The sequence below is a fragment of the Pseudomonas sp. MAFF 730105 genome (assembly GCF_055380705.1).
In genome coordinates, this window is the sequence record NZ_AP018438.1 from 3,270,958 (window position 1) to 3,292,212 (window position 21,255).

The following is a 21,255-nucleotide window of genomic DNA, read 5'->3' on the forward strand; positions in this document are numbered from 1 at the left end:
ATTACCAGGTCGTCGCGGACCTCGGCAAGTCGAGGGTTCCGCGGTCGACAAAACGCATGGTGCCGAACACTCCCCCGGAGAGTTTGCCCTTGAGCACATAGGGCAGGTTATCCAGACCCTGGGCCTGGCTCAGGCCCAGGGTCTGGCGCAGCACCGAAAAGGCCGAAATGCTCATGGGAACGCTCAATATCGCTTCGGAATACCGTGGAATGGAACCGCTCTGGTCGCTGACCCCGGTTGCCAGCGTGCGGTCGTTGACTTCCAGATCCAGCGCCACGCCGTTGTAGTCGATGGCGGTTTCGTTGGGGTTCTGCAGGCGCAGCTTCACAGCAAAACGCATCTCCAGGTCCTGGCTGGGCAAGGGGTCGATGCCAACCACGTTGATGTTCAGCGGGTCGCGGTGCGGGAAGAGGGCGCAGGCGCTGAGACTGAGCAGTGTCAGTAAAAGGAACAGGCCGGGGACTCTGCGCATGGGCGTACTCTCACGGTGAATTTCTGGTCACGATAACCCACAACCCCGAGGACAAGCGAAGAACCTTGTGGCGAGGGGATTTATCCCCTCGCCACAAAGTCCATCCAGTTCTCCATCCTGATGGGCGCTGGGCTCCTGACAGTTTCTGACAACAGCCTCTGCTAATCTGCAGCAACTTTTTCCTCCGGATCGTCCATCGTGTCCCGTACTTCTCGGCTGCTCACCTTGTTGCAAGTCTTGCGGGGCAAGCGCTGCCCGGCCACCGCCGCGACATTGGCGGCCGAGTTGAAGGTGTCCGAACGCACGCTGTACCGCGACATTGCCGAGCTGACCGCCCTTGGGGCGCCGATCCAGGGCGAGGCGGGCATCGGCTATGTTTTGCGCAGTGGCCTGTTCCTGCCGCCACTGATGTTCACCGCCGATGAGATCGAGGCCATTGTGCTGGGCCTGCGCTACGTGGATCAGCGCGGCGACGAGGTGCTGGGCAAAGCGGCCGCCGACGCCTTGGCGAAGGTCGCCGCGGTGCTGGCTCCCGATGTCCGGGACGCCTTGCGCAACCCCACGGTGTTGCCTGGTCCGCCCGGTTATGGGTATCCGCAGAATACGGTGGAACTGAACGTGTATCGCCAGGCCATCCGCACCCAGGCGAAGCTGCACATCGATTACGCCGACGTGAACAATACGCCGAGCCAGCGGCTGATCTGGCCCCTGGCCCTGGGTTTTTTCAACGAGGCGCGGGTGGTGGTGGCCTGGTGCGAGTTACGTGGCGCCTACCGGACCTTTCGCACCGACCGGATTGCGTCGGCCAGCGAGCGGGGTGAACGCTATCCCGGCAGGCGCAGCGACTTGCTGCGGGCCTGGATGAAGTCGATGAAACTGGACGACACCGGGCGCTTCACTCCTGACAAGAACTGACATGAGGCTGTTTTAGCATGATGCCAGATCGATAAAACAAGGAGCCTTACCATGTCCAATCCCGTCTCTTCCCTGGCCCCGGCCATCGCCGGCTACATCGCGGCCGCCAATGCCCGTGACAGCTCGGCGGTGACGCGTTTTTTTGCCGAGGATGCCAACGTGTTCGATGAGGGCCAGCACCGGGCCGGCACCCAGGCCATCGTCCAATGGATGGAAGACACTTCCCGCCGCTTCCAGCCACGGGTCGAAGTGCTCAACGTGCAGCAACGCACGGGCAAGGTGCTGGTTCACAACCTGATCTCGGGAACCTTCCCCGGCAGCCCACTGGAGTTGCGGTATACCTTCCGGCTCGATGAGCAGGGGAAGATCAGCCGACTGGATATCTCGATTTAAAAGGCGCGAGCTCCTGTGGCGAGGGGATAAATCCCCTCGCCACAGGAGCTCATGCTCGGTTCGTGTGATCGTTGATCGTTCGGCATGGCATACTCAGCCCCTTCCTCTTCCGGACCCTGGCCGCATGACTTTCGACTCCCCCTTGAGTGCCTGGCAGCACGCCATCGAACATCACGGTTTTGTCCAGGATGAGGCCCAGGAGTTGGCAATCATGACCTTGGAGCAATGCCACAAGGCATTGCACGAGGGACGCAAGTCGATCAAGGGGGTGTATCTCTGGGGCCCGGTGGGACGTGGCAAGACCTGGCTGATGGATCGCTTCCATGAAAGTCTTCAGGTTCCCGCCCGTCGCCAGCATTTCCATCACTTCATGGCCTGGGTGCACCAGCGTTCCTTCCAGCTCACGGGCACACCGGACCCATTGCAGGCCCTGGCCAGGGAACTGAGCCGGGAAGTGCGGGTACTGTGTTTCGATGAACTGTTCGTCACCGACATTGGTGATGCCATCATCCTCGGACGCCTGTTCCAGGTCATGTTCGAGCTGGGCATGGTGATGGTGAGCACTTCGAACCTGCCGCCCGAAGAACTCTATGCCAACGGCCACAACCGTGAGCGGTTCCTGCCGACCATCGCTGCGATCAAGCAGCATATGCAAGTCGTGCCGGTGAACGGCTGGCAGGATCATCGCCAGCACCCGGGTGCGCTGCAGCAGCGTTATTGGTTATGGGAAGCCGGGCGACCCGAGCCGTTGGGCGAGGTCTTCGAGCGCTTGAGTGCGGGGCAACAGTCCAGTGCTGATCCGGTGCCAGTCGGCCATCGTCTGCTGGAGCCGGTCAAGGCCAGCGGCACGGTGCTCTGGAGCCGCTACCGGGATCTGTGCGAGCAACCGTTCTCGGCCCTGGATTTCATGGGCCTGTGCGATCGCTACAAGGCCATCCTGCTCAGCGACGTGCCTTGCCTGAGTGCGGAGCAGCGGGAAGGGCGCATTGCCCGTGGTACGGAAGACGGCGTCGAGCGGGTCGAGGCGGGGGATCGCGAGCTGCCGCAATTGTCGGTCCACGATGACGGTGTGCGACGCTTCATCGCTCTGATCGACGAATGCTACGATCGCAAGGTGCCGCTCTACCTGTCGGCCCAGGTGCCCATGGATCAGTTGTATACCGAGGGCTATCTGCAATTCCCGTTTCGCCGTACTCTCAGTCGCCTCCAGGAAATGCAGATGCAACGTTTCGGTCAGCCCGCCTGACCTGTATCCGCCGACGGTTCCGATCCGTCGGTACTACCCGCCGTACCAGCGAAGAGAGATGTAAGGTCATGGAAGAAGCCAAGGGCGTTCTCGTACTGCAAGCCAGCTATACCAATCCTGTACACGCCGAAGCGATCTGTCACGTGCTCAATGGCTATGCAGAAGACCCCATGGGCGGCGGCCAGTCACTGTCGGCCGAAGTCCTGCTGCATCTGCCGGAGGAACTGGCCAAGCGTCCGCATGCGTTCAGCGTGCTGGCCTTCGTCAACGGCGAGCCGGCGGGGCTGGTCAATTGTTTCGAAGGTTTTTCGACCTTTGCCTGCCGGCCGCTGGTGAATATCCATGATGTCGCCGTCATGAAGGCGTTTCGCGGGATGGGCCTGAGCCAGAAGATGCTGCAGAAAGTCGAGGACATCGCTCGTCAGCGCGGTTGCTGCAAGATCACCCTGGAAGTGCTTGAAGGCAATGCCGTGGCCCAGGCCAGCTATTCGAAGTTCGGCTTTGCCGCCGGCATGTTCGACCCGGCCCACGGCCGCATGCTGTTCTGGACCAAGCCCCTGTAAAAATACTGACTGTATCGCACCCCCTGTGGGAGCGGGCTTGTTCGCGAAGGCGGTAGGTCAGCCAATGATTAGGTTGACTGACACGGCCCCTTCGCGAGCAAGCCCGCTCCCACACAAGTTGCGCGGTGCCTTGCGGTTACTGCTGAACCACCTTGGCCACCGGCGTCTTGGGCTGCATCAGGCTGAAGTCGATCAGCGCCTTGTGCTGGCGTTGATAGGGGTTGCCAATCAGCAGCGGTCGAGCCTGGAAGTCGGTGCTGACCAGGCTCTTGCTGCGGTCCAGTTCATCGAAGCTCAAGCCCGCCAGGTCTGCCCAGGTATGGATCAGCTGAGAGCTGCTGTACGGCCGTGACAGGTCGCCAGCAAAGCTCCAGTCATGGGTTTCGCGCCACTTGGGCGAAGCCCAGGCCATGAACGGAATGGTGTACATCGGCGCAGTGGGCTTGCCTTCGTTGCGGCCAAGGGTGCCATGACCCACTGAGTCGAATACGTCCTCACCATGGTCCGAGAGGTACAACAGAAAGCCGTTGGGGTCGCTCTTGGCGTAGTCCTTGATCAGGCTGGAAACCACGAAGTCGTTGTACAGCACCGCGTTGTCGTAACTGTTGTAGGTCGGTACCTGATCGTCGCGCAGGCCCGCCGGTACGCCCTGGCGGTCGGTGAACTTGTTGAAGGTCGGCGGATACCGGTACTGGTAGCTCATGTGGGTACCGAGCAGGTGCACCACGATCAGCTTGCGCGGCGCGGTATCGGCCAGGGCCTTGTTGAAAGGTGCAATCACGTCGCCATCATACTGCGCGGCGTTCTGGTTGCGGTTGTTGTTTAGATACACCTGCTCGTCGGCCTGTTGGGAGAACGTCGTGAGCATGGTGTTGCGCTTGGTCATGGTCTGCTGGTTGGTGATCCAGAAGGTCTTGTAGCCCGCCTGTTTCATCATGCTGACCAGCGAAGGGGTCGTCAGGTACAGGTCCGGATTCTGCTCGTCGGCGAATGTCAGTACCTGTTGCAGTGCTTCGATGGTGTACGGACGTGGCGTGATCACATTGTCGAAGACCGCCAGTTGATCCTTGAGTTTGTCCAGCTCCGGGGTGGTTTCCCTCGGGTAGCCATACAGGCTCATGCGTTGGCGGTTGGTGGACTCGCCGATGACCAACACCAGGGTCGCCGGTTGGTTGGCCATGGTGTCCTTGAGGTTACGCAGTGGCTCGATCTTGCTGGCGCTGTGCAACATGCCCTGCATGCTTGCCAACTGCTCGCCGTAACGACGGTATGCCACCAGCATTTGCCAAGGGACGGCCGGCTCGATGCGGTCTTCGAATTTTTCCAGGCCGCCGGCCAGGCTGCCAGCGCGCTGGGTTTGCTTGACCAGCGGGTAACCGACCACGGCGCCCAGAATCACAACCGCCGCGACCAGGGCCTGTCCGCGGGGCAGGTACACCGGACGCAGACGCGTCCAGAGGAAATAAGCCACTGCGGTATGCGCGAGGAACGCCGGCACCATCCACCAGGCAAAATACTGCGTCATGTACTCGCCGGCTTCAGCCACGTTCGACTCGAACATGATGAAGATGACGCTTTGGGAGAATTCCTGCTGATAGATGAAGAAGTAACCCAGGCTGGCCATGGAGCAGGCCCACAGCACTACACCGATCAGCGCGGCGAGCAGGCGGGTCCGAGCGGGGAAAAGCAGCATGGGTGCCAGCCACAGCGCACTCATGGTGAATGCCTGGCGGAACCCGGAGAAGCCGGAGGTATCGCTCAACAGGATAAGCAGTTGAGTAATACCGGAGAAATACCAGAAGAACAGGAACAGCCAGCCGAACCCGGCCCAATCGAAACCTTTCGCAGTCGTTTTGCTGCGTTTGAACAGACTCATCAAGCGCTCCAGCCTTTTTTATCTACACCGGCGAAGCTGTTGGCACCGGATGGTAGCCGCAGGCATGCGCCGAGCACCCTAAAGGCTGGGAGTATCCTGGGAACGTTGTGAAAACTTTGTGAGTTTTCGGTTATAGAACGGTAGCTTGGGTGCGAATGTACGTGTGGTGGGGGGGACTTAATCCCGCTGGTACAAGGATATTGTCGTAGGAGCTGCCGAGCGGAGCGAGGCTGCGATCTTTCCATCAATACTTGAATCTCAGCGAGATCAAGATCGAAAGATCGCAGGCTTCGCCAGTCCTACAGGGTGATTATCGAGCCAGGGCCTGGCCTTGATGGGACAATTGGGCATGCTGCAACTGCATGCGCAACTGGGTCACTTCATCGAGCAGCAGATCGCGTTCTTCCTTGAGAAGGCGCAATTCGTCGCGACGAATGGTCACGTAAAGGGTTTGGGGAGGACGTGCGGTAACGACTGGGTCCATTGCTCACCTCGCAAATGGCTACATCAACTATAGAGATGTCGCCAGCTTTTTTGGTCGACACTCTACTATCGGCGCCGATTCTGATTTCTTTTGCTCGTGAATGGAACTTTTTTATTTTTCATGGTCGTCGTGCCTTCGACCGGGTTTGAAGCGTTACCCCCTTGTGATCGCACGAATTAACCGGAAACTATGCAGCAAGGCTCTGGACTAACCTCCATTTGTCGCAGCCAAATCATATTGAAGCTAAACCTTTGACTTACCTTTATTTGTAGTAGGGAGCATCAGCACATGCAACTCGGGATTATTGGACTGGGCCGCATGGGCGGCAATATTGCGCGGCGCCTGATGCTCGATGGGCACACCACGGTGGTCTATGACCGCAACACCGCGTTCGTCGAAAATCTGGTCCAGGAAGGCGCCACGGGCGTGGCGGACCTGCCGGCACTGGTAGCCGGGCTGGAAAAACCGCGAGCGGTCTGGGTCATGCTGCCGGCCGGCGCGCCCACTGAAGACACCATCAACGCGCTCAGCGCGCTGCTGGAGCCAGGTGATGTGATCATCGATGGCGGTAATACGTACTACAAGGATGACATCCGTCGCGCCCAGACGCTGTCGGAAAAGGGCTTGAACTACATGGATGTGGGCACTTCCGGCGGCGTCTGGGGCCTGGAGCGCGGTTATTGCATGATGATCGGCGGCGATGCCGACGTGGTGACGCGCCTGGATCCGCTGTTCGCCAGCCTGGCACCGGGAATGGGCGATATTCCCCGCACCCGTGACCGCAAGTCCGACGACGATCGCGCCGAGCGCGGCTATATTCACGCCGGCCCGGCGGGCTCCGGGCATTTCGTGAAAATGATCCATAACGGCATCGAGTACGGCATGATGCAGGCCTTCGCCGAGGGCTTCGATATCCTCAAGACCAAGTCCAGCGAAAGCCTGCCGCCGGAGCAACGTTTCGACCTCAATCTGGCCGATATCGCCGAAGTCTGGCGGCGCGGAAGCGTGGTGTCGTCCTGGTTGCTCGACCTGACTGCGGATGCCCTGGCCAGCGATCCGAAGCTGGACGGCTTTTCCGGTGAAGTGGCCGACAGCGGCGAAGGGCGTTGGACCATCGAGGCGGCCATCGAGCAAGCGGTGCCGGTGCCGGTGCTCTCCAGTTCGCTGTTCGCCCGTTTCCGTTCCCGCCAGCAGAGCACTTATGGCGACAAAATGCTGTCGGCCATGCGCTTCGGCTTCGGCGGCCATGTGGAGACGCCGAAAAAATGACCTCGATCGGCAGGAAATCCAAGGCAGAACCCGCACCGCCGACCACGTTGTTCCTGTTCGGTGCCCATGGTGACCTGGTCAAGCGTCTGCTGATGCCGGCGTTGTACCACCTCAGCCGTGACGGGTTGCTAGGGGATGGACTGCAGATCATTGGCGTTGATCACAACGCCATCAGTGACCTGGACTTTGCCAGGAAACTCGAGGACTTCATCCGTCACGAAGCCGCGAGCAAGGGCGGCGATGCCGGCCGTGCGCTCGATCCGGTACTGTGGGCCCGCTTGGCCAAAGGCATCAGCTACGTCCAGGGCGACTTCCTCGACGACGGCACCTATGCAGCGCTGGCGGCGAAGATCGCTGCCAGCGGTACCGGCAATGCGGTGTTCTACCTGGCGACCGCGCCGCGCTTTTTCAGTGAGGTGGTCCGCCGCCTCGGTGCGGCCGGGTTGCTTGAGGAACAGGCTGACGCCTTTCGGCGGGTGGTGATCGAAAAGCCGTTCGGCTCGGATCTGCACACCGCCGAAGCGCTCAATGCCTGCTTGCTCAAGGTCATGAGCGAGAAGCAGATCTATCGGATCGACCATTATCTGGGCAAGGAAACGGTACAGAACATCCTGGTCAGCCGTTTCTCCAACAGTTTGTTCGAAGCGTTCTGGAACAATCATTACATCGACCACGTGCAAATCACCGCCGCCGAAACGGTCGGCGTGGAAACCCGTGGCAGTTTTTACGAGCATACCGGCGCCCTGCGGGACATGGTGCCCAACCATCTGTTCCAACTGCTGGCGATGGTGGCCATGGAGCCGCCGGCCGCCTTCGGTGCCGACGCGGTTCGAGGGGAGAAGGCCAAGGTGGTCGGCGCCATCCGACCCTGGTCGGTGGAACAGGCTCGCGCCAATTCGGTACGCGGCCAGTACATCGCCGGTGCAATCGATGGCACGCCGGTGAACGGCTATCGCCAGGAAGCCAACGTGGCGGCCGACAGCGGCACCGAAACATACGTCGCCCTGAAGGTCATGATCGACAACTGGCGGTGGGTGGGCGTGCCGTTTTATCTGCGTACCGGCAAGCGCATGAGTGTACGGGACACGGAAATCATCATTTGTTTCAAGCCGGCGCCGTACGCGCAGTTTCGCGATACGGAAGTCGAGGAATTGCAACCTACTTACCTGAAGATACAGATCCAGCCCAATGAAGGCATGTGGTTCGATCTGCTGGCCAAGCGGCCGGGACCGACGCTCGACATGGCGAATATAGAATTAGGCTTCGCCTACAAGGATTTCTTCGAAATGCAGCCATCCACGGGTTACGAAACCCTGATCTACGATTGCCTGACCGGCGATCAGACGTTGTTCCAGCGCGCCGACAACATCGAGAATGGCTGGCGTGCCGTCCAGCCGTTTCTCGATGCCTGGCAGCAGGACGCGACCGTCCAGCCCTACAAGGCCGGAGAGGATGGCCCGGCCGCCGCCGATGATTTGCTGACACGCGATGGTCGTGCCTGGCATGACCTCGGATGAGTGAGCCAGTGAAACATCCCATCCGATTACTGCTCAGCGACATGGACGGCACGTTGCTCCTGCCCGACCACAGTCTCAACCAGCGCACCATCGAAGCCGTTCGTGCCCTGCGCGAGGCCGGCGTGTTGTTCAGCCTGGCCACCGGACGGCCACCGCGGGCGATGTTGCAGCAGATCGAAGCCCTGGGTGTCGACTTGCCCACGGCGGCCTTCAACGGCGGTACGCTGGTTCATCCGGACGGCAGTTTCCTTGCCGTGCACTACCTGCCACCGGAGGCGGCGTTGACGACCCTGGCGCTGTACGCCGATCAGCCCGGCATCGAGGTCTGGGTGTTTGCCGATGGCCACTGGCTGGTGCGTGATGCCAACGGGCCGATGGTGCCGGTGGAAACCCGTGGCCTGGGCTACCCGCCAGTTGAGGTGGAGAGTTTCGAACCCTACCTGGAGCGCATCGACAAGATCGTCGCCACCAGCGCCAATACGGGTCTGCTGGTCGAGCTGGAGGCCCGCTTGCATCCGCTGCTCAAGGGGCAGGCTCAAGTGTCGCGTTCGCAACCGATCTACCTGGACGTTACGGCGATGCAGGCCAACAAGGGGGAGGCGTTGTCGACCCTGGCAGCATTCCTGGGCGTGCCGTTGGAGCAGACGGCGGCGATGGGGGACGGCGGCAATGATCCGGCGATGTTCCACCGTGCGGGCCTGTCGATTGCCATGGGGCAGGCAGAGGAGTCGATCAGGCGCCAGGCCGATGTGATTACCGCATCCGTTACCGAGGATGGCGCGGCGCTGGCGATCGAGCGCTACATCCTGCCTCGATAACTCACATGGAACCCTGTGGGAGCGAGCCTGCTCGCGAAAGCGGTGGGTCAGTCAGCATAGAGTCGACTGACGTGCCGCCTTCGCGAGCAGGCTCGCTCCCACACGCGTTTCGCACTGGGCTGTGAGATGTATGTCTACAACCAGTACGTCACCGCAAACCACCCCAAGCCACCCATGACCACAGTGTAGGGCAAGGCCATCCACACCATCCGGCCATAGGACAGGCGAATCAGCGGGGCGATGGCCGAGGTCAGCAGGAACAGGAAGGCGGCCTGGCCGTTAGGCGTGGCAACGCTGGGCAGGTTGGTGCCGGTATTGATGGCCACCGCCAGGGTTTCGAACTGTTCGCGGCTCATGTGACCGGAGACGAAGGCCTGCTTCACCTCGGTGATATAGATGGTTGCCACGAACACGTTGTCGCTGATCGCTGACAGCAGGCCATTGGCGATAAAGAGCATGCCTGGCTGCTGATCGGCGGGCAGGGCCAGGACCCATTGGATCAGCGGTGTGAACAACTGTTGATCGTGAATCACCGCCACCACTGCGAAAAACACCACCAGCAGCGAGGTGAACGGCATCGCGTCCTTGAACGCATTGCCCAGCCGGTGCTCATCGGTGATGCCGGTGAACGCTGTAATCAGCACGATGACCCCCAGGCCGATCAGGCCGACTTCTGCGACATGCAGGGCCAGGGCCACGATCAGGATCAGTGCGGCGATACCCTGGACAACCAGGGCCGCGCGTTGGCGTGAGTTGCGCTCGCGGTTGTCCTGCTCCGCGTAGTCGGCCAGTACGGCACGAACGTTATCCGGCAGCAGTGTGCCGTAACCGAACCAGCGCAGTTTTTCCAGTGCCATGCAAGTCACCAGCCCGGCCATCAGGACCGGCAGCGATACCGGCGCGACTTCCAGGAAGAACTCCACGAAATGCCAGTCCATTTCATGACCGATCAGCAGGTTCTGCGGCTCGCCCACCAGGGTGCATACCCCGCCCAGCGCGGTGCCGACGACGCCATGCATCAACAGGCTGCGCAAAAATGCCCGGAACTGATTCAGATCCTGATGGTGCAATGAAGCCAGGGCGTGGTCTTCATCGACGCTGGCGTCCTGGCGGGGATCATTTCCCGAGGCCACGCGGTGATAAACCGAGTAGAAACCCACCGCGGCGCTGATGATCACTGCCGTGACGGTCAGCGCATCGAGAAAGGCCGACAGAAACGCAGAGAGAAAGCAGAACATCAGGGCCAGCAGCGTCTTGGAGCGCACGCCCAGCAGTAGGCGGGAGAACAGGAAGAGCAGCAGGTCCTTCATGAAGTAGATCCCGGCCACCATGAACATCAGCAGCAGGATCACCGGGAAGTTGTGCAGCAACTCGTCGTACAGCGCCTTGGGAGTCGTCATGCCCAATGCCAGGGCTTCGATCAGCAACAGGCCACCGGGCATCAGTGGATAGCATTTGAGGGCCATGGCGAGGGTGAAGATGAACTCCACGACCAGCATCCAGCCTGCCACGACCGGACCGAGGGTCCACAGCACCAGGGCATTGACGATCAGGAAGGTGACGATGCACGCCTTGTACCAGCGTGGTGAGTGCCCAAGGAAGTTGTGGGCGAAAGCCTGAGTCATGGAACCGGACATCGGCTGCTCCTTTTATTTAGAAGCGCGCAACTTGCCGTAAGCAATGCGGAATATCAAGCGTAGGAATTCATACCGCTTCATTTACGGTCAAGGTTCTCCGGGTCAGGACCAATACCGGGTCACCACGGCTCGGTAGGTACCGTGGAGGGAGTGGCCTCCCACCAGGACTTTTCCGTTGGCCTGTATCGCGAGCGAGGTGGCGGTGTCCAGGCTGTAGCCGAGCCGGGTGCGAACCCAGCCTTTGCCATGGCCGAACTCCGTGTCAAGGTTGGCGTCCGGCAAATGCCGGGCCAGAACGAAGTCGGCGTCGATACCGCCGATGGTGGCTCCCGCGGTCACCAGTTTTCCATCGGGTTGAACCTGGGCGGCGGTCCACTGGCTGGCGTTGCGTCCGATCTCCAGGAGCTGGCACTGTCCCTGGTTCCAGTCATGATCCGGCCTGCCGTCCTTGTGCACTTTCAGGGACAGGCAATGCATGGGGTCGCGACTGCTGCCGAATGCCTGCAGGTCACCGTTCTGATGTTGAACGATCTGGTTGATCATCACGCTGCGTTCCTTGGCGGCGATGGACAGGAAGCCGTTCTCGCCGAAGCTGTCATCGAGTTTGCCGCTGGGGTCGTAACGGACCATCAAGCCCTGCTGGGGCAGATCGATGGCGCCGCCTACTACTATGTTGCCATCGGCCTGGAGCGAGAGGCAGCTCAACCAGGTGTTTTTCAACAGGCGCCGGACCATGACAAACCCGCCTCTATTGAATGAGGTGTCCGGCGCGCCGTCCGGCAGCAGCCGGATGAGGACGCCGACATGGTCGGAGGCTTGATAATGATGGTTGGCCAGTAACAGAATCCGGCCATCAGCCTGTACGCGCATGTCGCAGGCTTCGAGGCCCGGTATGCCCGGCGGTAGCCAGGGATCGCGCAGACCTTGGGAGAGATTGCCTTCGATCCGGATCACTCGTTGTCCGGTGTTGCCGAAACCGGGAACGGCGCGGCCTTGTTGGTCGAACAGTGCCAGGGCGGGGAGGGTGCGGTCAGCGCTTTCGTAATGCAGGCCGGATAACAGAATCTTTCCGTCGGGCAATTCGGTCACTTTGCCTGCCGTTGCTTCGAAGCCGGGCTCAAAAGAACCAATGACACAGCCATCGGTTCCAAAACCTGGGTCGGTTGAACCGTCGTGGTTAAGCCTTGTGAGCCCGAACCGGCTGCCGTGGGGTGTCTCGATTTTGGCCGCCATCAGAATTCTTCCGGTGTGGTCGAGGGCCAATCCGGTGGTCAGGCTGGAGGTGCTACCGGAAAAATGGACCCATGCCTTGCCGTTATTGGCAAAACCCGCATCCAGTTGACCGGCGTTGGCCGCCGCCATTGAACGCTCAGGCGCGAATTGATTGAGCATGCATGCCTCTCCTCGCACGTCGACCGGCCCGGAGGGGCGATGACTGCATGAGGGCAACATTCAATCCCTGAATGTGACAGTGCACAACTGTCAGACCTTGCACAAATAGCTGCGATTCGTGCCAGAGCAATGACTTTTCGACTCAGTACCAAGCCTGCTATCAATACAGGCTCGGACTGTATACGTAAAAGAGCGTGTTTATTCCGGCATGGACCAGGATTGCAACTTGTAACCTTCCTGGCTCAATTCGGCGCGGGCTTGTTTCAACAGGCTGGCCAGTTGGGCTGGGTCGGTATAGGCGCTGCTTGGAATCTGGGTGCGGCCAATATGGGTATTGGTGCGGTCAACGACGGTCAGGCTCAATTCGCCGTTACCATCCTGTGGGGCCCAGGCCACGCACTGGAAAGGTTTAAATGCGCGGTCGGCAATCAAAAGAGCTTCGTTGATACGGAGCGGGGCGTTCATGGCGTTCTCTCATAAAAGTGCCCAATCAGATGATGTGCCGTCGGTTGGGCGGACCGTGCGGCGGGTTACTTGTACTGATGTTCCGAACCGTGGGTCAGGTCACACAATCCCTGAATAAATTTCGATTTTCTTTCAGACCCGGCAAATAGGCTTTTGTTTGAAAGCGCCCTGAAAGATTTGCCATGCGGCAACTAACGAAACGCGCTCGCTTATAACCACTTTCAGGCGTTTTCAATAATCAATTGATACAAGGGTGTGTCAACTTCTTGCTACTGTTACATGCAGGTTCGCCAAACGACTGTTTCTAATCATATTTCTTATTTTTGGCGCCAAGGATCAGTCATGGTCGAAGCCAGTACGTCACGTCGTCTGCTCGTGGTTGATCCCTGCGATGATTGTCATCGCCTGCTTCCGGGTTTACGCAGCATTGGTTGGGAGGTGGAGAGCTGCTCTCTCGAACATGCCGGCGTCCGAACCTGCGACGTGGGCCTTTTGAGGTTGCAGCCTTTCCATCTGGAGCGCCCGGAAGCGGTCAAGGAGTTGATCAGCCGCAGCGGTACCGAGTGGATCGCCGTGCTCAATCAGGAAGTGCTGCGGCTCAAGAATGTGGGCGATTTTGTCTGCGAATGGTTTTTTGATTTCCATACATTGCCCTTCGATGTATCACGGGTCCAGGTGACACTGGGTCGGGCGTTTGGCATGGCGCGTCTGCGCGGGCAAGGTTCGGTTCACGTCCAACTTCCCGAGCATGAACTGCTGGGCGACAGCAGACCGATTCGAGAATTGCGCAAGTTGTTGAGCAAACTGGCGCCCACCGAGTCGCCGGTATTGATTCGCGGCGAGAGCGGTACCGGCAAGGAACTGGTCGCGCGCACCCTGCATTCGCAGTCCCTGCGTCGCAACAAGCCGTTCATTGCCATCAACTGTGGCGCCATCCCCGAACACCTGATCCAGTCCGAATTGTTTGGCCACGAAAAAGGCGCATTCACCGGTGCTCATCAGCGCAAGATCGGCCGCATCGAGGCGGCCCACGGCGGGACGCTGTTTCTGGATGAGATTGGTGACCTGCCGCTGGAGCTGCAAGCCAACCTGCTGCGATTCCTGCAGGAAAAACACATCGAACGGGTCGGTGGCAGCCAGCCGATTGCAGTCGATGTGCGGGTACTGGCGGCCACCCACGTGGATCTGGAAGCGGCCATCGAGCACCGGCTGTTTCGCGAAGACCTGTACTATCGCCTGAACGTGTTGCAAGTGGTGATGGCGCCGCTGCGTGAACGCCACGGCGACTTGTCGATGCTTGCCAGTCACTTTTCCCATCTCTATAGCCAGGAAACCGGTCGCCGGCCACGCAGCTTCAGCGAGGATGCGCTGGTGGCAATGGGCATGCATGACTGGCCGGGCAATGTCCGGGAACTGGCCAATCGTGTTCGTCGCGGCCTGGTACTGGCCGAGGGGCGGCAGATCGAAGCCCGGGATCTTGGCCTGTCCAGCCCCCATGGAATCGTGGCACCGATGGGCACCCTTGAAGATTACAAGACCCGTGCCGAGCGCCAGGCTCTAAGCGATGTGCTCAACCGTCACAGTGACAACCTGAGCGTTGCGGCCCGGGTGCTGGGCGTGTCCCGCCCAACGTTCTATCGCCTGCTGCACAAGCATCAGATCCGCTGAATCATCCTGAAGCAAGGTTGCAACCTGTGGGAGCGAGCCTGCTCGCGATGGCGGTAGCGCAGGCACCTCTTTCGTGACAAATCCACCGCTATCGCGAGCAGGCTCGCTCCCACAAGGTGCCCGTCCTGGGCTAGAAGTAATACGGAAACTTCAGGCTGAAGCTGAAATCCGGCGCATCGTCGGTCAGCCCGATGGACAGGTTGGGCACGATGGTCAGGTTGTCGGAGGCGGCGATGGTCATGCCGATGTTGAAGTAGCCGGCATTGGCATCACTGGAGACCACCGACTCCCAATCCCCACCGTCCTGCTTGAGCTTGCTTTTCTTCTGGATCAGGTCCGATACCGAGAACGACATGCTCATTTTCTCGTTCAACGCAAAGGCCAGCCCTGCGCCGATCTGGAAGCTGTCGCCGATCTGCACCTTGCCCGGTACTTTCTGGTTGACGGTAGAGCTGATGTCGTCGAACGACTCCTCGAAGTTGTGGGTGTAGGCCAGGGTGCCGAACAGCACGGCCGGGTCGAACGTCTTGACCAGGGAAAGCCCGGGGGTGATCGACCAGACGCCGTTGCCGGTGGGTAGATCTTCCGGTACGAACAGGTTGGTGTTGCTCGGGGACTGGCGCAGCTTGATGCCGAATGGATCCTTGCCGGTCGGGGCCTTGACGCGCAAGGTCACCACCGCGTCGGGGGTATTGATCGATTCGTCCATGAACTTGTAGGCGATGCCGAAATTGACATCGCCGATGGTGGGATCGCGGGTGACGGTTTCTTCGCTGGTGACACCCGCCGCCCCGTTATTGGCGCCGCCGGACTGATAGGTGGACTCCCGGTAGACCACCGGCACATTGAGGTCGAACTGCCAGCGATTGTCGAAGTTGTAGCGGCCGGTGAGATCCAGCGTCCAGGTGTCGGCCTTGATCCGGTCCAGGTTGATGTTGCCCAGGAAAATCGAATCCAGGGCCAGGAAGCCATTGAGAATCAGCTGTCGGGTGTCGTAGCGCGAATAGGTCACACCGGTCTCGAAGCTGAATTTGCCGCCACCAAAGAAGCCGCTGGCCTCGTCATAGAGGTTGGAGACGCTCTGGGCCGGTTGCGAGTCGTCGGCCAGGGATTGCCCGTAGCCGCTGCCGCCAGCCGTTGTCGCGCCGCTGCCTGCGACGTTCTGGTTGCCTTTCATGTCGGCAGGGGATTTGACCAGGCGCTTGGGCGGCGGGGCCGCGGGCTGGTCTTCCACCTGGCGCACCCGCTGTTCGAGGACCGCCAGGGCTTTCTGCTGGACCTCGTATCGTTGCTTGAGCTCGAGCAACTCCTGTTTCAATGCTTCGATGTCCGCATCCGGTGCCGCTTGCAGCAGGGTCGCCGGGAACAATGTGCTCAGACACATTACAGCGCGCAACGATACGGATCGATACATGAGAATGCCGTCCCTATTTGCCCAGTGGTCGAAAAGCAGCGTAGTTCAATACCCAAGGTTGCGTAGGCCGCGCAGCTGCGTCAGGTTGCAGTCCAGCGCCCCGGCACTGGGGCCATTGTTGTTCAGCACCACATTGAGCTGGGTCATGTTATTGACCAGGTTGCTGTTGCCCAGCAGGCGGGTATTTTGCAAAAGACCGCCCTGGGCCACTTGCTGCAGGGTGCTGCCCTGGTTGTGGTTGGCCTGGATTGCCATCTGTACACCGCTGCCGGTGGCTGTTACCGAGACACTGCCGGCGGCGTTACTACCGCTGATGGTCTGGCCACTGGTCAGCAACTGGCCTTGGGAGGGTGCGAGGGCAGGGGGTTGGTTGCTTTCTTTCACGTTGATGCTGACGTTGTTGTAGGCGGTATTGCCGTCGCCGGCAGCGCGTACGCTCTGGGTCACACCTTGGCTCGTCCCAAGACCTGCGCCACCGGTAATGTTGCCGCTGCCCTGTTCCGGAGCGCTGCCGTTGCCGGTCTGCTTGATGGTGGAGACGTAGAACTCGGGTTTGACGGTGGAGGCCTGGATCTGCATGGAGCTGGTGGCGCCGATCAGGTCGCCGCTGGCGTTGCGCCAGGTACTGCTCATGACGACGCCGAAGCTGATGACCCGTCCGGGCATGACATAACGCCCGCGCAGCTCGGCGAGCTCCTGATCCTTGATTTCGATAGGTTTGAATCCGGCATGGGCATAGCCCGACGCGGTCGCGGCCAGGCAGGCCAGCGACAGCCAGTGTGAAGTTCTCATGTACAGCTCCCGGAGCATCCTGCTCCTTTTGTATTCATCGTTGGCAGTTGGTCGGCGATTAAAAAAAGTCGCTCTGGATGAAACCGAAATCCATCAATTCCGCATCCTTGACCGGGTTGAACCCGTCCAGCTTGTTACGTGCCGTCAACGGCTGCGGAGGACTGCGTAGTGCGTTGGTCTTGTCGTAGCCTGGACCGACGATGGCGAAGACGATGCCGTTCCAACCTTTGACGAAATCGTCGTGGGCGTAGCGCTTGTGCCCCAGCACCGGGTCGCCGATGTAGACCCATTGCTTGTCGGCCCGCTGCAACACCACGAAGTGCTTGTAGCCACGTATTTCCATCAGGACCACCACCGGAATCGTCACGGCTTCGAGCTTCTCTGCCGGTATCCGATAGCCCCGGGCGCGCATACCGATGCTTTCCACATAGCGTTTCATGTCCAGCATGGAAAAACCCTGGGTACGCACGAGCTGCTGGTCGGCATTGACCAACATGCCCTTGATGACATGCTCTTCATCGACATCCAGCCAATAGGCCTGGCGCAGCACCGTGGCCAGTGCGGCGGCACCGCAGCTGAAATCGGTTTTCTGCTCGACGATGTCGCTGAATTTGCGCTCGCGCACGCTTTGTACCGGTTTGTAGACCAGCATGCCGCCGGGTAGGGCGGCGACCGGCATTTGCGCGGCTTCGGTGACACACGCCATGCAAAGCAGCAGGGAAAGGGCAGTCGCACGCATGATCGATACGCCTTGTGGGTACCTTGGAAAAGAAGCCCCGTTGCCGGGGCTTCATATCACACGTGGTTACATGCAGGCTTTGCAGCCTGCCGCGATGGACAGCGAGTTGCTCTGCTGGTTACCCACGCCCGCCGACACGTTGGCGCCGCCGTTACCGGAGAAGCCATTCATGGAGTTGTTCATGGTGGCGTTGTTGATCACAGGGTTTTTCCAGCCATCACGGGTCAACACTTGCTGGGTATTGCTGCCGGCCAGTTCGAAAGTGCCCACGGCGGAGAACTTGAACTTGTCGTCATCATGACCGCCGCCATAGCCGCCTTTGTTGTCCCAGCCGCCATGATTGTTGTCTTCGGCGGTACCGGTGCCTTTGGCTTTGAACGTGCCGGAGGCTTCATAGGTGCTGGTGAGGGTGTCGGTCTTGTAGGTCCGCACGCCTTTGTTGTCCACCACCAGGCCGGTGGAGGTCTGGTCGGCGGCGGCCGAGGCTTGCGCAACACGGCCACCCGATACGGCGATAGCGAGGTTGTTTTTCTGTTGGTTGAAGTTGCCGGCGGTCACGTTGATGCCGATGTTGCCGGAGCCGTTGTTGCCCGCGTTGGTGAGCGAGGCGTTGTTTTGAGTCGAGTTGTTTTTGACGTAGTTATTGTTATTGACTTGGGTGGCACTGGACATGGAGACCGCCGAACCGAAGATAAAGCTTTCGTCCGCAGTGGCCAGGGCGGCGGCGTTGTCTTGCTGGTTACCGTCACCGGCCGCGACGTTGGCGCCCATGTTACCGTTGCTGCCATTGAGCGAGTCCTTGGCTTCAGCGGTGTTTTTGGTGGCCTGGTTGGTCACCACGTTGCCGTCGCTGTTCTGCTCATCCAGCACCGTAGCCCCAGCACCGGCGCTGATGGAGAGCAGTTGATCCAGCGTCGGACCTTGATGGCCATGGTTGCCATGGTCGTGCCCGTTGCCGTGGTTGTTATCGTTTCCACCGGCCTGTGCGGCCATTGCCATGACAGCGGCGAGAGCGAAAACCAATGGTTTGAGTGCCATTGTTGGTTTCATGGTGTTTCTCCTTGCGTGTCGTTGGTTAAGTGTGTCGGTACTTTCTTATGGTTTTACTGCTCGGGTCAGTCAGCGACCCGGATGCTCAGGGTGTTGGCCATTCGGTTCCCCACCCCGGCACTCTGGTTCACCTGGATGACCCCTCGGCTGCCGGTGAAGGCCTGGTCGCTGGTAACGACCTGGCGACTGCCGGTTGGGGCGCCAGTTGCTCCTGAGTTCGGTAACAGCGCCACGTTCTGTTGAGAAAGCGCGCTGTCGTCAATGCTCTGCGGCTGGGCGCTGATGCCCACCCGCATGGCATTGGCCATCTGGTTGTTGGCTCCGGCGGACTGGTTGACGCCCAGCACACCGTTGCCATTGCTGAAAGAGCTGCCGCCAATGCGGGCGGTCGCGTTCATGGAAGAGTCGGCGGGGGTGTCCAGCCGTTGGCGGACATAGGTGGTGGCCTGTGCCTCGGTGCCGATGGCAATGGCCCGGGTGTTGGTTTGCTGGGTCCGATCGCCTGCCGCCTGGTTGACGTTGAAGTTGCCGGTATAACGACTGCCGGAGTCCTGCAAGTTGGCGCTGCTGACCACCGCCACGCCAGGGTCGGCCAATCCGGTGGATGAGCCGAGGAGGGCGAGCAGGAACAGGATCGGCCTCATGTCATTGACCCCCTGCCAGGCGACCCAGCGGGGCCAGGCCGGAGCTCAGCGAGCGGTTGATGGTGCCGGAGATCGCACCGCCGCTGCCGCCACCATGACCGGCGCCCATGCCAGGCATGCCGTTGGGGTTGGTCACGACATTCAGGCCTTGCACACCCGTGTTTGTATTGAGGGTTTTGCGGATCGACGAACCGCTGGCGACGCTGGCAAATTCGCCGTCGCTCAGTTCGGTGCTGGTGGTCGCTTGGCTGATTCGATCGGAAGGGTTGGCATTGACGGTGGTCGGGTAGGGATCCTTGCCACCGTTGCGACCGATATGGACGGGCTGTACGTCACGGTTGAGGACGATGACGCCGTTGCCCTCGGCCTGTACCGATAGGCTGAACATCGCGCCGGCGGCGCAGCCGATCAACAACAGGACGGTCAAACTTCTATCGAAAGTCCCCACGGTATCGATTCCTTCTTCGGTGGGCTGGCCCTGGTCCAGCGTTGCGAGGGGGAAGAGCAGATGTCGTGCCGGGTTCTTAAAAGTCTTTGGATTCAATGGGTTGGTCGTGATGGCACCACGGCTGGGGCGGGACCTGTTTCATAGTTGAGACAAGACACATGACGGTCAACAGGCCATCAGCTGTCCAGTGGCTCTGGATCCAGGCTTTTGAGGGGGTGTTTCAGCGCGTTGACAGTTGGGATGACAAACCGGTGAAACAGCTTTGGATCCGGGTTTGACGCGAGGGGGATGTTTCAAGAGTGGAACGGAGTGGCACTATGCCGGCACCTCATTCCGTGGGGATCTGCTCAGGCCTGGAGCAGATGGGTCACGGCTGCGAACACTTGGCTTTGGCGTTGCGCCCAGTCCCCTTCGATCATCTGAAAAGGTTGCTGGTGTCGGATCAACCAACCTTCGATGGCCGCGAAAAACTGCAAGCGTTGCGCCAGTTCTGGTTGGCAACGCAGGCCATCACCCGTCCATTCGACTTGCTCGGGGCTCAACAGCAGATGCAGGTCGTAGTGGCGCTCCAGCAAGGCTGGCTCCAGCCAGTCCGGGCAGTCGCCGAACAGGGTCTGGCTCCAGAGGATATTGCTCAACAGATGGGTATCGAGGATCAGCAGCGTCGGTTTTCGGGCCCTGGCTGTGTCTTCCCAGGCCAGTTGTCCGAGAGCGATATCGGTGATGTCATCCAGGCAAGTGTCGCGGGGGTGCTGCTCCATGAAGTGGCGGACGTATTCGTCCACCCGCAGGCCACCGAAGTGTTCCTGCAATCGCTCCGCCAGCCAGCTCTTGCCGGCAGACTCGGGCCCCGTCAGCACTACCACCTTCATGCGCGCAGGGCCGGGTCGGCGCGCCATTCCCGCCAGCCCTGCACGGCCAGCAAGGTGAACAGGGCGTAGAGCGCCGCGGTCAGGTACAGGCCCTTGTAGATGAACAGGCCAACGAAGATCACGTCCAGGGCAATCCACAAAGGCCAGCATTGCACGCGCTTCTGGGCCATCCACCACTGGGCCACGAGGCTGAAGCCGGTGAGCGCCGCGTCGAGCCAGGGCTGGGCGGCGTCGGTCCAGTGCGCCATGGCAGCGCCCAGCACCAGGCTGCCTGCCGCCCCAGCCGCCAGGCCAATCAGAACCGACGGGCCACCCAGGCGGGTGACCTGGCGTCCGTCATGCTGTTGGCCGGCGCGGGTCCATTGCCACCAGCCGTACAGTTGCAGCGCGGCGTAGACCACTTGCAACAGCATGTCCGAGTACAACTTCACGTCGTAGAAAATCCAGCTGTACAGCAACACCATGATCAGGCCGATCGGCCAGCACCAGGGGTTCTGCTTGACGGTCAACCAGACAGCGATCACGCCGAGGGCTGCGGCAAACAGTTCAAGCCCGGACATGGCGGTTCCTTGGGGAATGGA

At 60.3% G+C, this 21,255-nt stretch carries 22 protein-coding genes; 8 read left to right on the forward strand and 14 right to left on the reverse strand.

The genetic code is table 11. The features are described from left to right. Window position 1: 1 nt before the first annotated feature. Window positions 2–472, reverse strand: coding sequence for an LEA/WHy family protein (locus PCOSP_RS14385; protein WP_464711814.1), 471 nt, complete (start codon window positions 470–472; stop codon window positions 2–4). Between the two features lie 198 nt (window positions 473–670). Between PCOSP_RS14385 and PCOSP_RS14390 the strand changes: the two genes are divergently transcribed. The 4 genes from PCOSP_RS14390 to PCOSP_RS14405 all read left to right on the forward strand — a co-directional run bounded on the left by PCOSP_RS14390 (window position 671) and on the right by PCOSP_RS14405 (window position 3,589). Beyond that, entirely contained in the window at window positions 671–1,387 is a 717-nt protein-coding gene (locus PCOSP_RS14390) for a helix-turn-helix transcriptional regulator (RefSeq protein ID WP_139645419.1), read from the forward strand. Between the two features lie 51 nt (window positions 1,388–1,438). Beyond that, complete coding sequence (locus PCOSP_RS14395; RefSeq protein ID WP_175362608.1) at window positions 1,439–1,780, forward strand: nuclear transport factor 2 family protein; 342 nt, start codon at window positions 1,439–1,441, stop codon at window positions 1,778–1,780. A gap of 124 nt (window positions 1,781–1,904) precedes the next feature. Then, window positions 1,905–3,026 carry a cell division protein ZapE gene (zapE, locus tag PCOSP_RS14400; RefSeq protein WP_464711817.1) on the forward strand — a complete coding sequence of 374 codons (1,122 nt, stop codon included), beginning with the start codon at window positions 1,905–1,907 and terminating at the stop codon, window positions 3,024–3,026. Window positions 3,027–3,094: 68 nt separating this feature from the next. After that, complete coding sequence (locus tag PCOSP_RS14405; protein ID WP_464711819.1) at window positions 3,095–3,589, forward strand: GNAT family N-acetyltransferase; 495 nt, start codon at window positions 3,095–3,097, stop codon at window positions 3,587–3,589. Between the two features lie 136 nt (window positions 3,590–3,725). On the opposite strand, the gene PCOSP_RS14410 is transcribed toward PCOSP_RS14405, so the two are convergent. Both PCOSP_RS14410 and PCOSP_RS14415 read right to left on the reverse strand, forming a co-directional pair. Then, window positions 3,726–5,465 (reverse strand): phosphoethanolamine transferase CptA, encoded by a 1,740-nt coding sequence (locus PCOSP_RS14410; protein WP_464711821.1) that lies wholly within the window; start codon window positions 5,463–5,465, stop codon window positions 3,726–3,728. Between the two features lie 310 nt (window positions 5,466–5,775). Beyond that, window positions 5,776–5,949 carry a DUF6026 family protein gene (locus PCOSP_RS14415; protein WP_162843604.1) on the reverse strand — a complete coding sequence of 58 codons (174 nt, stop codon included), beginning with the start codon at window positions 5,947–5,949 and terminating at the stop codon, window positions 5,776–5,778. Window positions 5,950–6,213: 264 nt separating this feature from the next. On the opposite strand from PCOSP_RS14415, the gene gnd reads away from it, so the two are divergent. The 3 genes from gnd to PCOSP_RS14430 are packed head-to-tail and all read left to right on the forward strand — an operon-like array spanning window position 6,214 to window position 9,553. Further along, window positions 6,214–7,218 carry a phosphogluconate dehydrogenase (NAD(+)-dependent, decarboxylating) gene (gene gnd, locus PCOSP_RS14420; protein WP_464711936.1) on the forward strand — a complete coding sequence of 335 codons (1,005 nt, stop codon included), beginning with the start codon at window positions 6,214–6,216 and terminating at the stop codon, window positions 7,216–7,218. Next, on the forward strand, window positions 7,215–8,735 hold the full coding sequence (gene zwf / locus PCOSP_RS14425; protein ID WP_175362612.1) for a glucose-6-phosphate dehydrogenase: 1,521 nt from the start codon (window positions 7,215–7,217) through the stop codon (window positions 8,733–8,735). The genes gnd and zwf overlap by 4 nt, the downstream gene beginning before the upstream one ends. After that, the gene (locus PCOSP_RS14430; protein WP_139645432.1) at window positions 8,732–9,553 is read left to right on the forward strand and encodes an HAD family hydrolase; all 822 of its coding nucleotides are present in this window, start codon (window positions 8,732–8,734) and stop codon (window positions 9,551–9,553) included. The genes zwf and PCOSP_RS14430 overlap by 4 nt, the downstream gene beginning before the upstream one ends. 134 nt (window positions 9,554–9,687) lie before the next feature. Here PCOSP_RS14430 and nhaB read toward each other — a convergent pair whose 3' ends face one another. From nhaB to PCOSP_RS14445, 3 genes are all read right to left on the reverse strand, one after another. After that, on the reverse strand, window positions 9,688–11,190 hold the full coding sequence (nhaB, locus tag PCOSP_RS14435) for a sodium/proton antiporter NhaB (RefSeq protein WP_464711824.1): 1,503 nt from the start codon (window positions 11,188–11,190) through the stop codon (window positions 9,688–9,690). A gap of 102 nt (window positions 11,191–11,292) precedes the next feature. After that, a complete protein-coding gene (locus PCOSP_RS14440; RefSeq protein ID WP_464711826.1) occupies window positions 11,293–12,582 on the reverse strand; it encodes a hypothetical protein in 1,290 nt (429 codons plus the stop codon). Between the two features lie 198 nt (window positions 12,583–12,780). Further along, on the reverse strand, window positions 12,781–13,047 hold the full coding sequence (locus tag PCOSP_RS14445) for a hypothetical protein (protein WP_139645439.1): 267 nt from the start codon (window positions 13,045–13,047) through the stop codon (window positions 12,781–12,783). Window positions 13,048–13,389: 342 nt separating this feature from the next. On the opposite strand from PCOSP_RS14445, the gene PCOSP_RS14450 reads away from it, so the two are divergent. After that, on the forward strand, window positions 13,390–14,715 hold the full coding sequence (locus PCOSP_RS14450) for a sigma-54 dependent transcriptional regulator (RefSeq protein ID WP_139645441.1): 1,326 nt from the start codon (window positions 13,390–13,392) through the stop codon (window positions 14,713–14,715). A gap of 130 nt (window positions 14,716–14,845) precedes the next feature. On the opposite strand, the gene PCOSP_RS14455 is transcribed toward PCOSP_RS14450, so the two are convergent. The 8 genes from PCOSP_RS14455 to pnuC form a co-directional block, all read right to left on the reverse strand. After that, window positions 14,846–16,129 (reverse strand): hypothetical protein, encoded by a 1,284-nt coding sequence (locus PCOSP_RS14455; protein ID WP_175362616.1) that lies wholly within the window; start codon window positions 16,127–16,129, stop codon window positions 14,846–14,848. A 45-nt stretch (window positions 16,130–16,174) separates the two neighbouring features. After that, on the reverse strand, window positions 16,175–16,921 hold the full coding sequence (locus PCOSP_RS14460; protein ID WP_139645446.1) for a hypothetical protein: 747 nt from the start codon (window positions 16,919–16,921) through the stop codon (window positions 16,175–16,177). 58 nt (window positions 16,922–16,979) lie between these two features. Next, window positions 16,980–17,660, reverse strand: coding sequence for a C39 family peptidase (locus PCOSP_RS14465; protein ID WP_139645447.1), 681 nt, complete (start codon window positions 17,658–17,660; stop codon window positions 16,980–16,982). Window positions 17,661–17,726: 66 nt separating this feature from the next. Continuing rightward, complete coding sequence (locus tag PCOSP_RS14470; protein WP_139645449.1) at window positions 17,727–18,710, reverse strand: heme utilization protein; 984 nt, start codon at window positions 18,708–18,710, stop codon at window positions 17,727–17,729. Window positions 18,711–18,775: 65 nt separating this feature from the next. Continuing rightward, on the reverse strand, window positions 18,776–19,354 hold the full coding sequence (locus tag PCOSP_RS14475) for an adhesin (protein ID WP_464711830.1): 579 nt from the start codon (window positions 19,352–19,354) through the stop codon (window positions 18,776–18,778). A 1-nt stretch (window position 19,355) separates the two neighbouring features. Next, a complete protein-coding gene (locus PCOSP_RS14480; RefSeq protein WP_464711832.1) occupies window positions 19,356–19,802 on the reverse strand; it encodes a hypothetical protein in 447 nt (148 codons plus the stop codon). 347 nt (window positions 19,803–20,149) lie between these two features. Further along, complete coding sequence (locus PCOSP_RS14485) at window positions 20,150–20,674, reverse strand: AAA family ATPase (RefSeq protein WP_464711834.1); 525 nt, start codon at window positions 20,672–20,674, stop codon at window positions 20,150–20,152. Then, window positions 20,671–21,234, reverse strand: coding sequence for a nicotinamide riboside transporter PnuC (gene pnuC / locus PCOSP_RS14490; protein WP_139645457.1), 564 nt, complete (start codon window positions 21,232–21,234; stop codon window positions 20,671–20,673). The genes PCOSP_RS14485 and pnuC overlap by 4 nt, the downstream gene beginning before the upstream one ends. Window positions 21,235–21,255: the final 21 nt, after the last annotated feature.

Excerpts from the sequence above, each read along its gene's own strand:
- PCOSP_RS14405 (WP_464711819.1), top strand. The coding sequence starts at position 3,095 with ATGGAAGAAGCCAAGGGCGTTCTCGTACTGCAAGCCAGCTATACCAAT.
- PCOSP_RS14475 (WP_464711830.1), bottom strand. The coding sequence starts at position 19,354 with ATGAGGCCGATCCTGTTCCTGCTCGCCCTCCTCGGCTCATCCACCGGA.
- PCOSP_RS14445 (WP_139645439.1), bottom strand. The coding sequence starts at position 13,047 with ATGAACGCCCCGCTCCGTATCAACGAAGCTCTTTTGATTGCCGACCGC.
- PCOSP_RS14430 (WP_139645432.1), top strand. The coding sequence starts at position 8,732 with ATGAGTGAGCCAGTGAAACATCCCATCCGATTACTGCTCAGCGACATG.
- PCOSP_RS14385 (WP_464711814.1), bottom strand. The coding sequence starts at position 472 with ATGCGCAGAGTCCCCGGCCTGTTCCTTTTACTGACACTGCTCAGTCTC.
- PCOSP_RS14410 (WP_464711821.1), bottom strand. The coding sequence starts at position 5,465 with ATGAGTCTGTTCAAACGCAGCAAAACGACTGCGAAAGGTTTCGATTGG.
- PCOSP_RS14455 (WP_175362616.1), bottom strand. The coding sequence starts at position 16,129 with ATGTATCGATCCGTATCGTTGCGCGCTGTAATGTGTCTGAGCACATTG.
- PCOSP_RS14440 (WP_464711826.1), bottom strand. The coding sequence starts at position 12,582 with ATGCTCAATCAATTCGCGCCTGAGCGTTCAATGGCGGCGGCCAACGCC.
- PCOSP_RS14465 (WP_139645447.1), bottom strand. The coding sequence starts at position 17,660 with ATGCGTGCGACTGCCCTTTCCCTGCTGCTTTGCATGGCGTGTGTCACC.
- PCOSP_RS14460 (WP_139645446.1), bottom strand. The coding sequence starts at position 16,921 with ATGAGAACTTCACACTGGCTGTCGCTGGCCTGCCTGGCCGCGACCGCG.
- PCOSP_RS14450 (WP_139645441.1), top strand. The coding sequence starts at position 13,390 with ATGGTCGAAGCCAGTACGTCACGTCGTCTGCTCGTGGTTGATCCCTGC.
- zwf (WP_175362612.1), top strand. The coding sequence starts at position 7,215 with ATGACCTCGATCGGCAGGAAATCCAAGGCAGAACCCGCACCGCCGACC.
- pnuC (WP_139645457.1), bottom strand. The coding sequence starts at position 21,234 with ATGTCCGGGCTTGAACTGTTTGCCGCAGCCCTCGGCGTGATCGCTGTC.
- PCOSP_RS14415 (WP_162843604.1), bottom strand. The coding sequence starts at position 5,949 with ATGGACCCAGTCGTTACCGCACGTCCTCCCCAAACCCTTTACGTGACC.
- PCOSP_RS14395 (WP_175362608.1), top strand. The coding sequence starts at position 1,439 with ATGTCCAATCCCGTCTCTTCCCTGGCCCCGGCCATCGCCGGCTACATC.
- PCOSP_RS14485 (WP_464711834.1), bottom strand. The coding sequence starts at position 20,674 with ATGAAGGTGGTAGTGCTGACGGGGCCCGAGTCTGCCGGCAAGAGCTGG.
- zapE (WP_464711817.1), top strand. The coding sequence starts at position 1,905 with ATGACTTTCGACTCCCCCTTGAGTGCCTGGCAGCACGCCATCGAACAT.
- PCOSP_RS14470 (WP_139645449.1), bottom strand. The coding sequence starts at position 18,710 with ATGAAACCAACAATGGCACTCAAACCATTGGTTTTCGCTCTCGCCGCT.
- nhaB (WP_464711824.1), bottom strand. The coding sequence starts at position 11,190 with ATGTCCGGTTCCATGACTCAGGCTTTCGCCCACAACTTCCTTGGGCAC.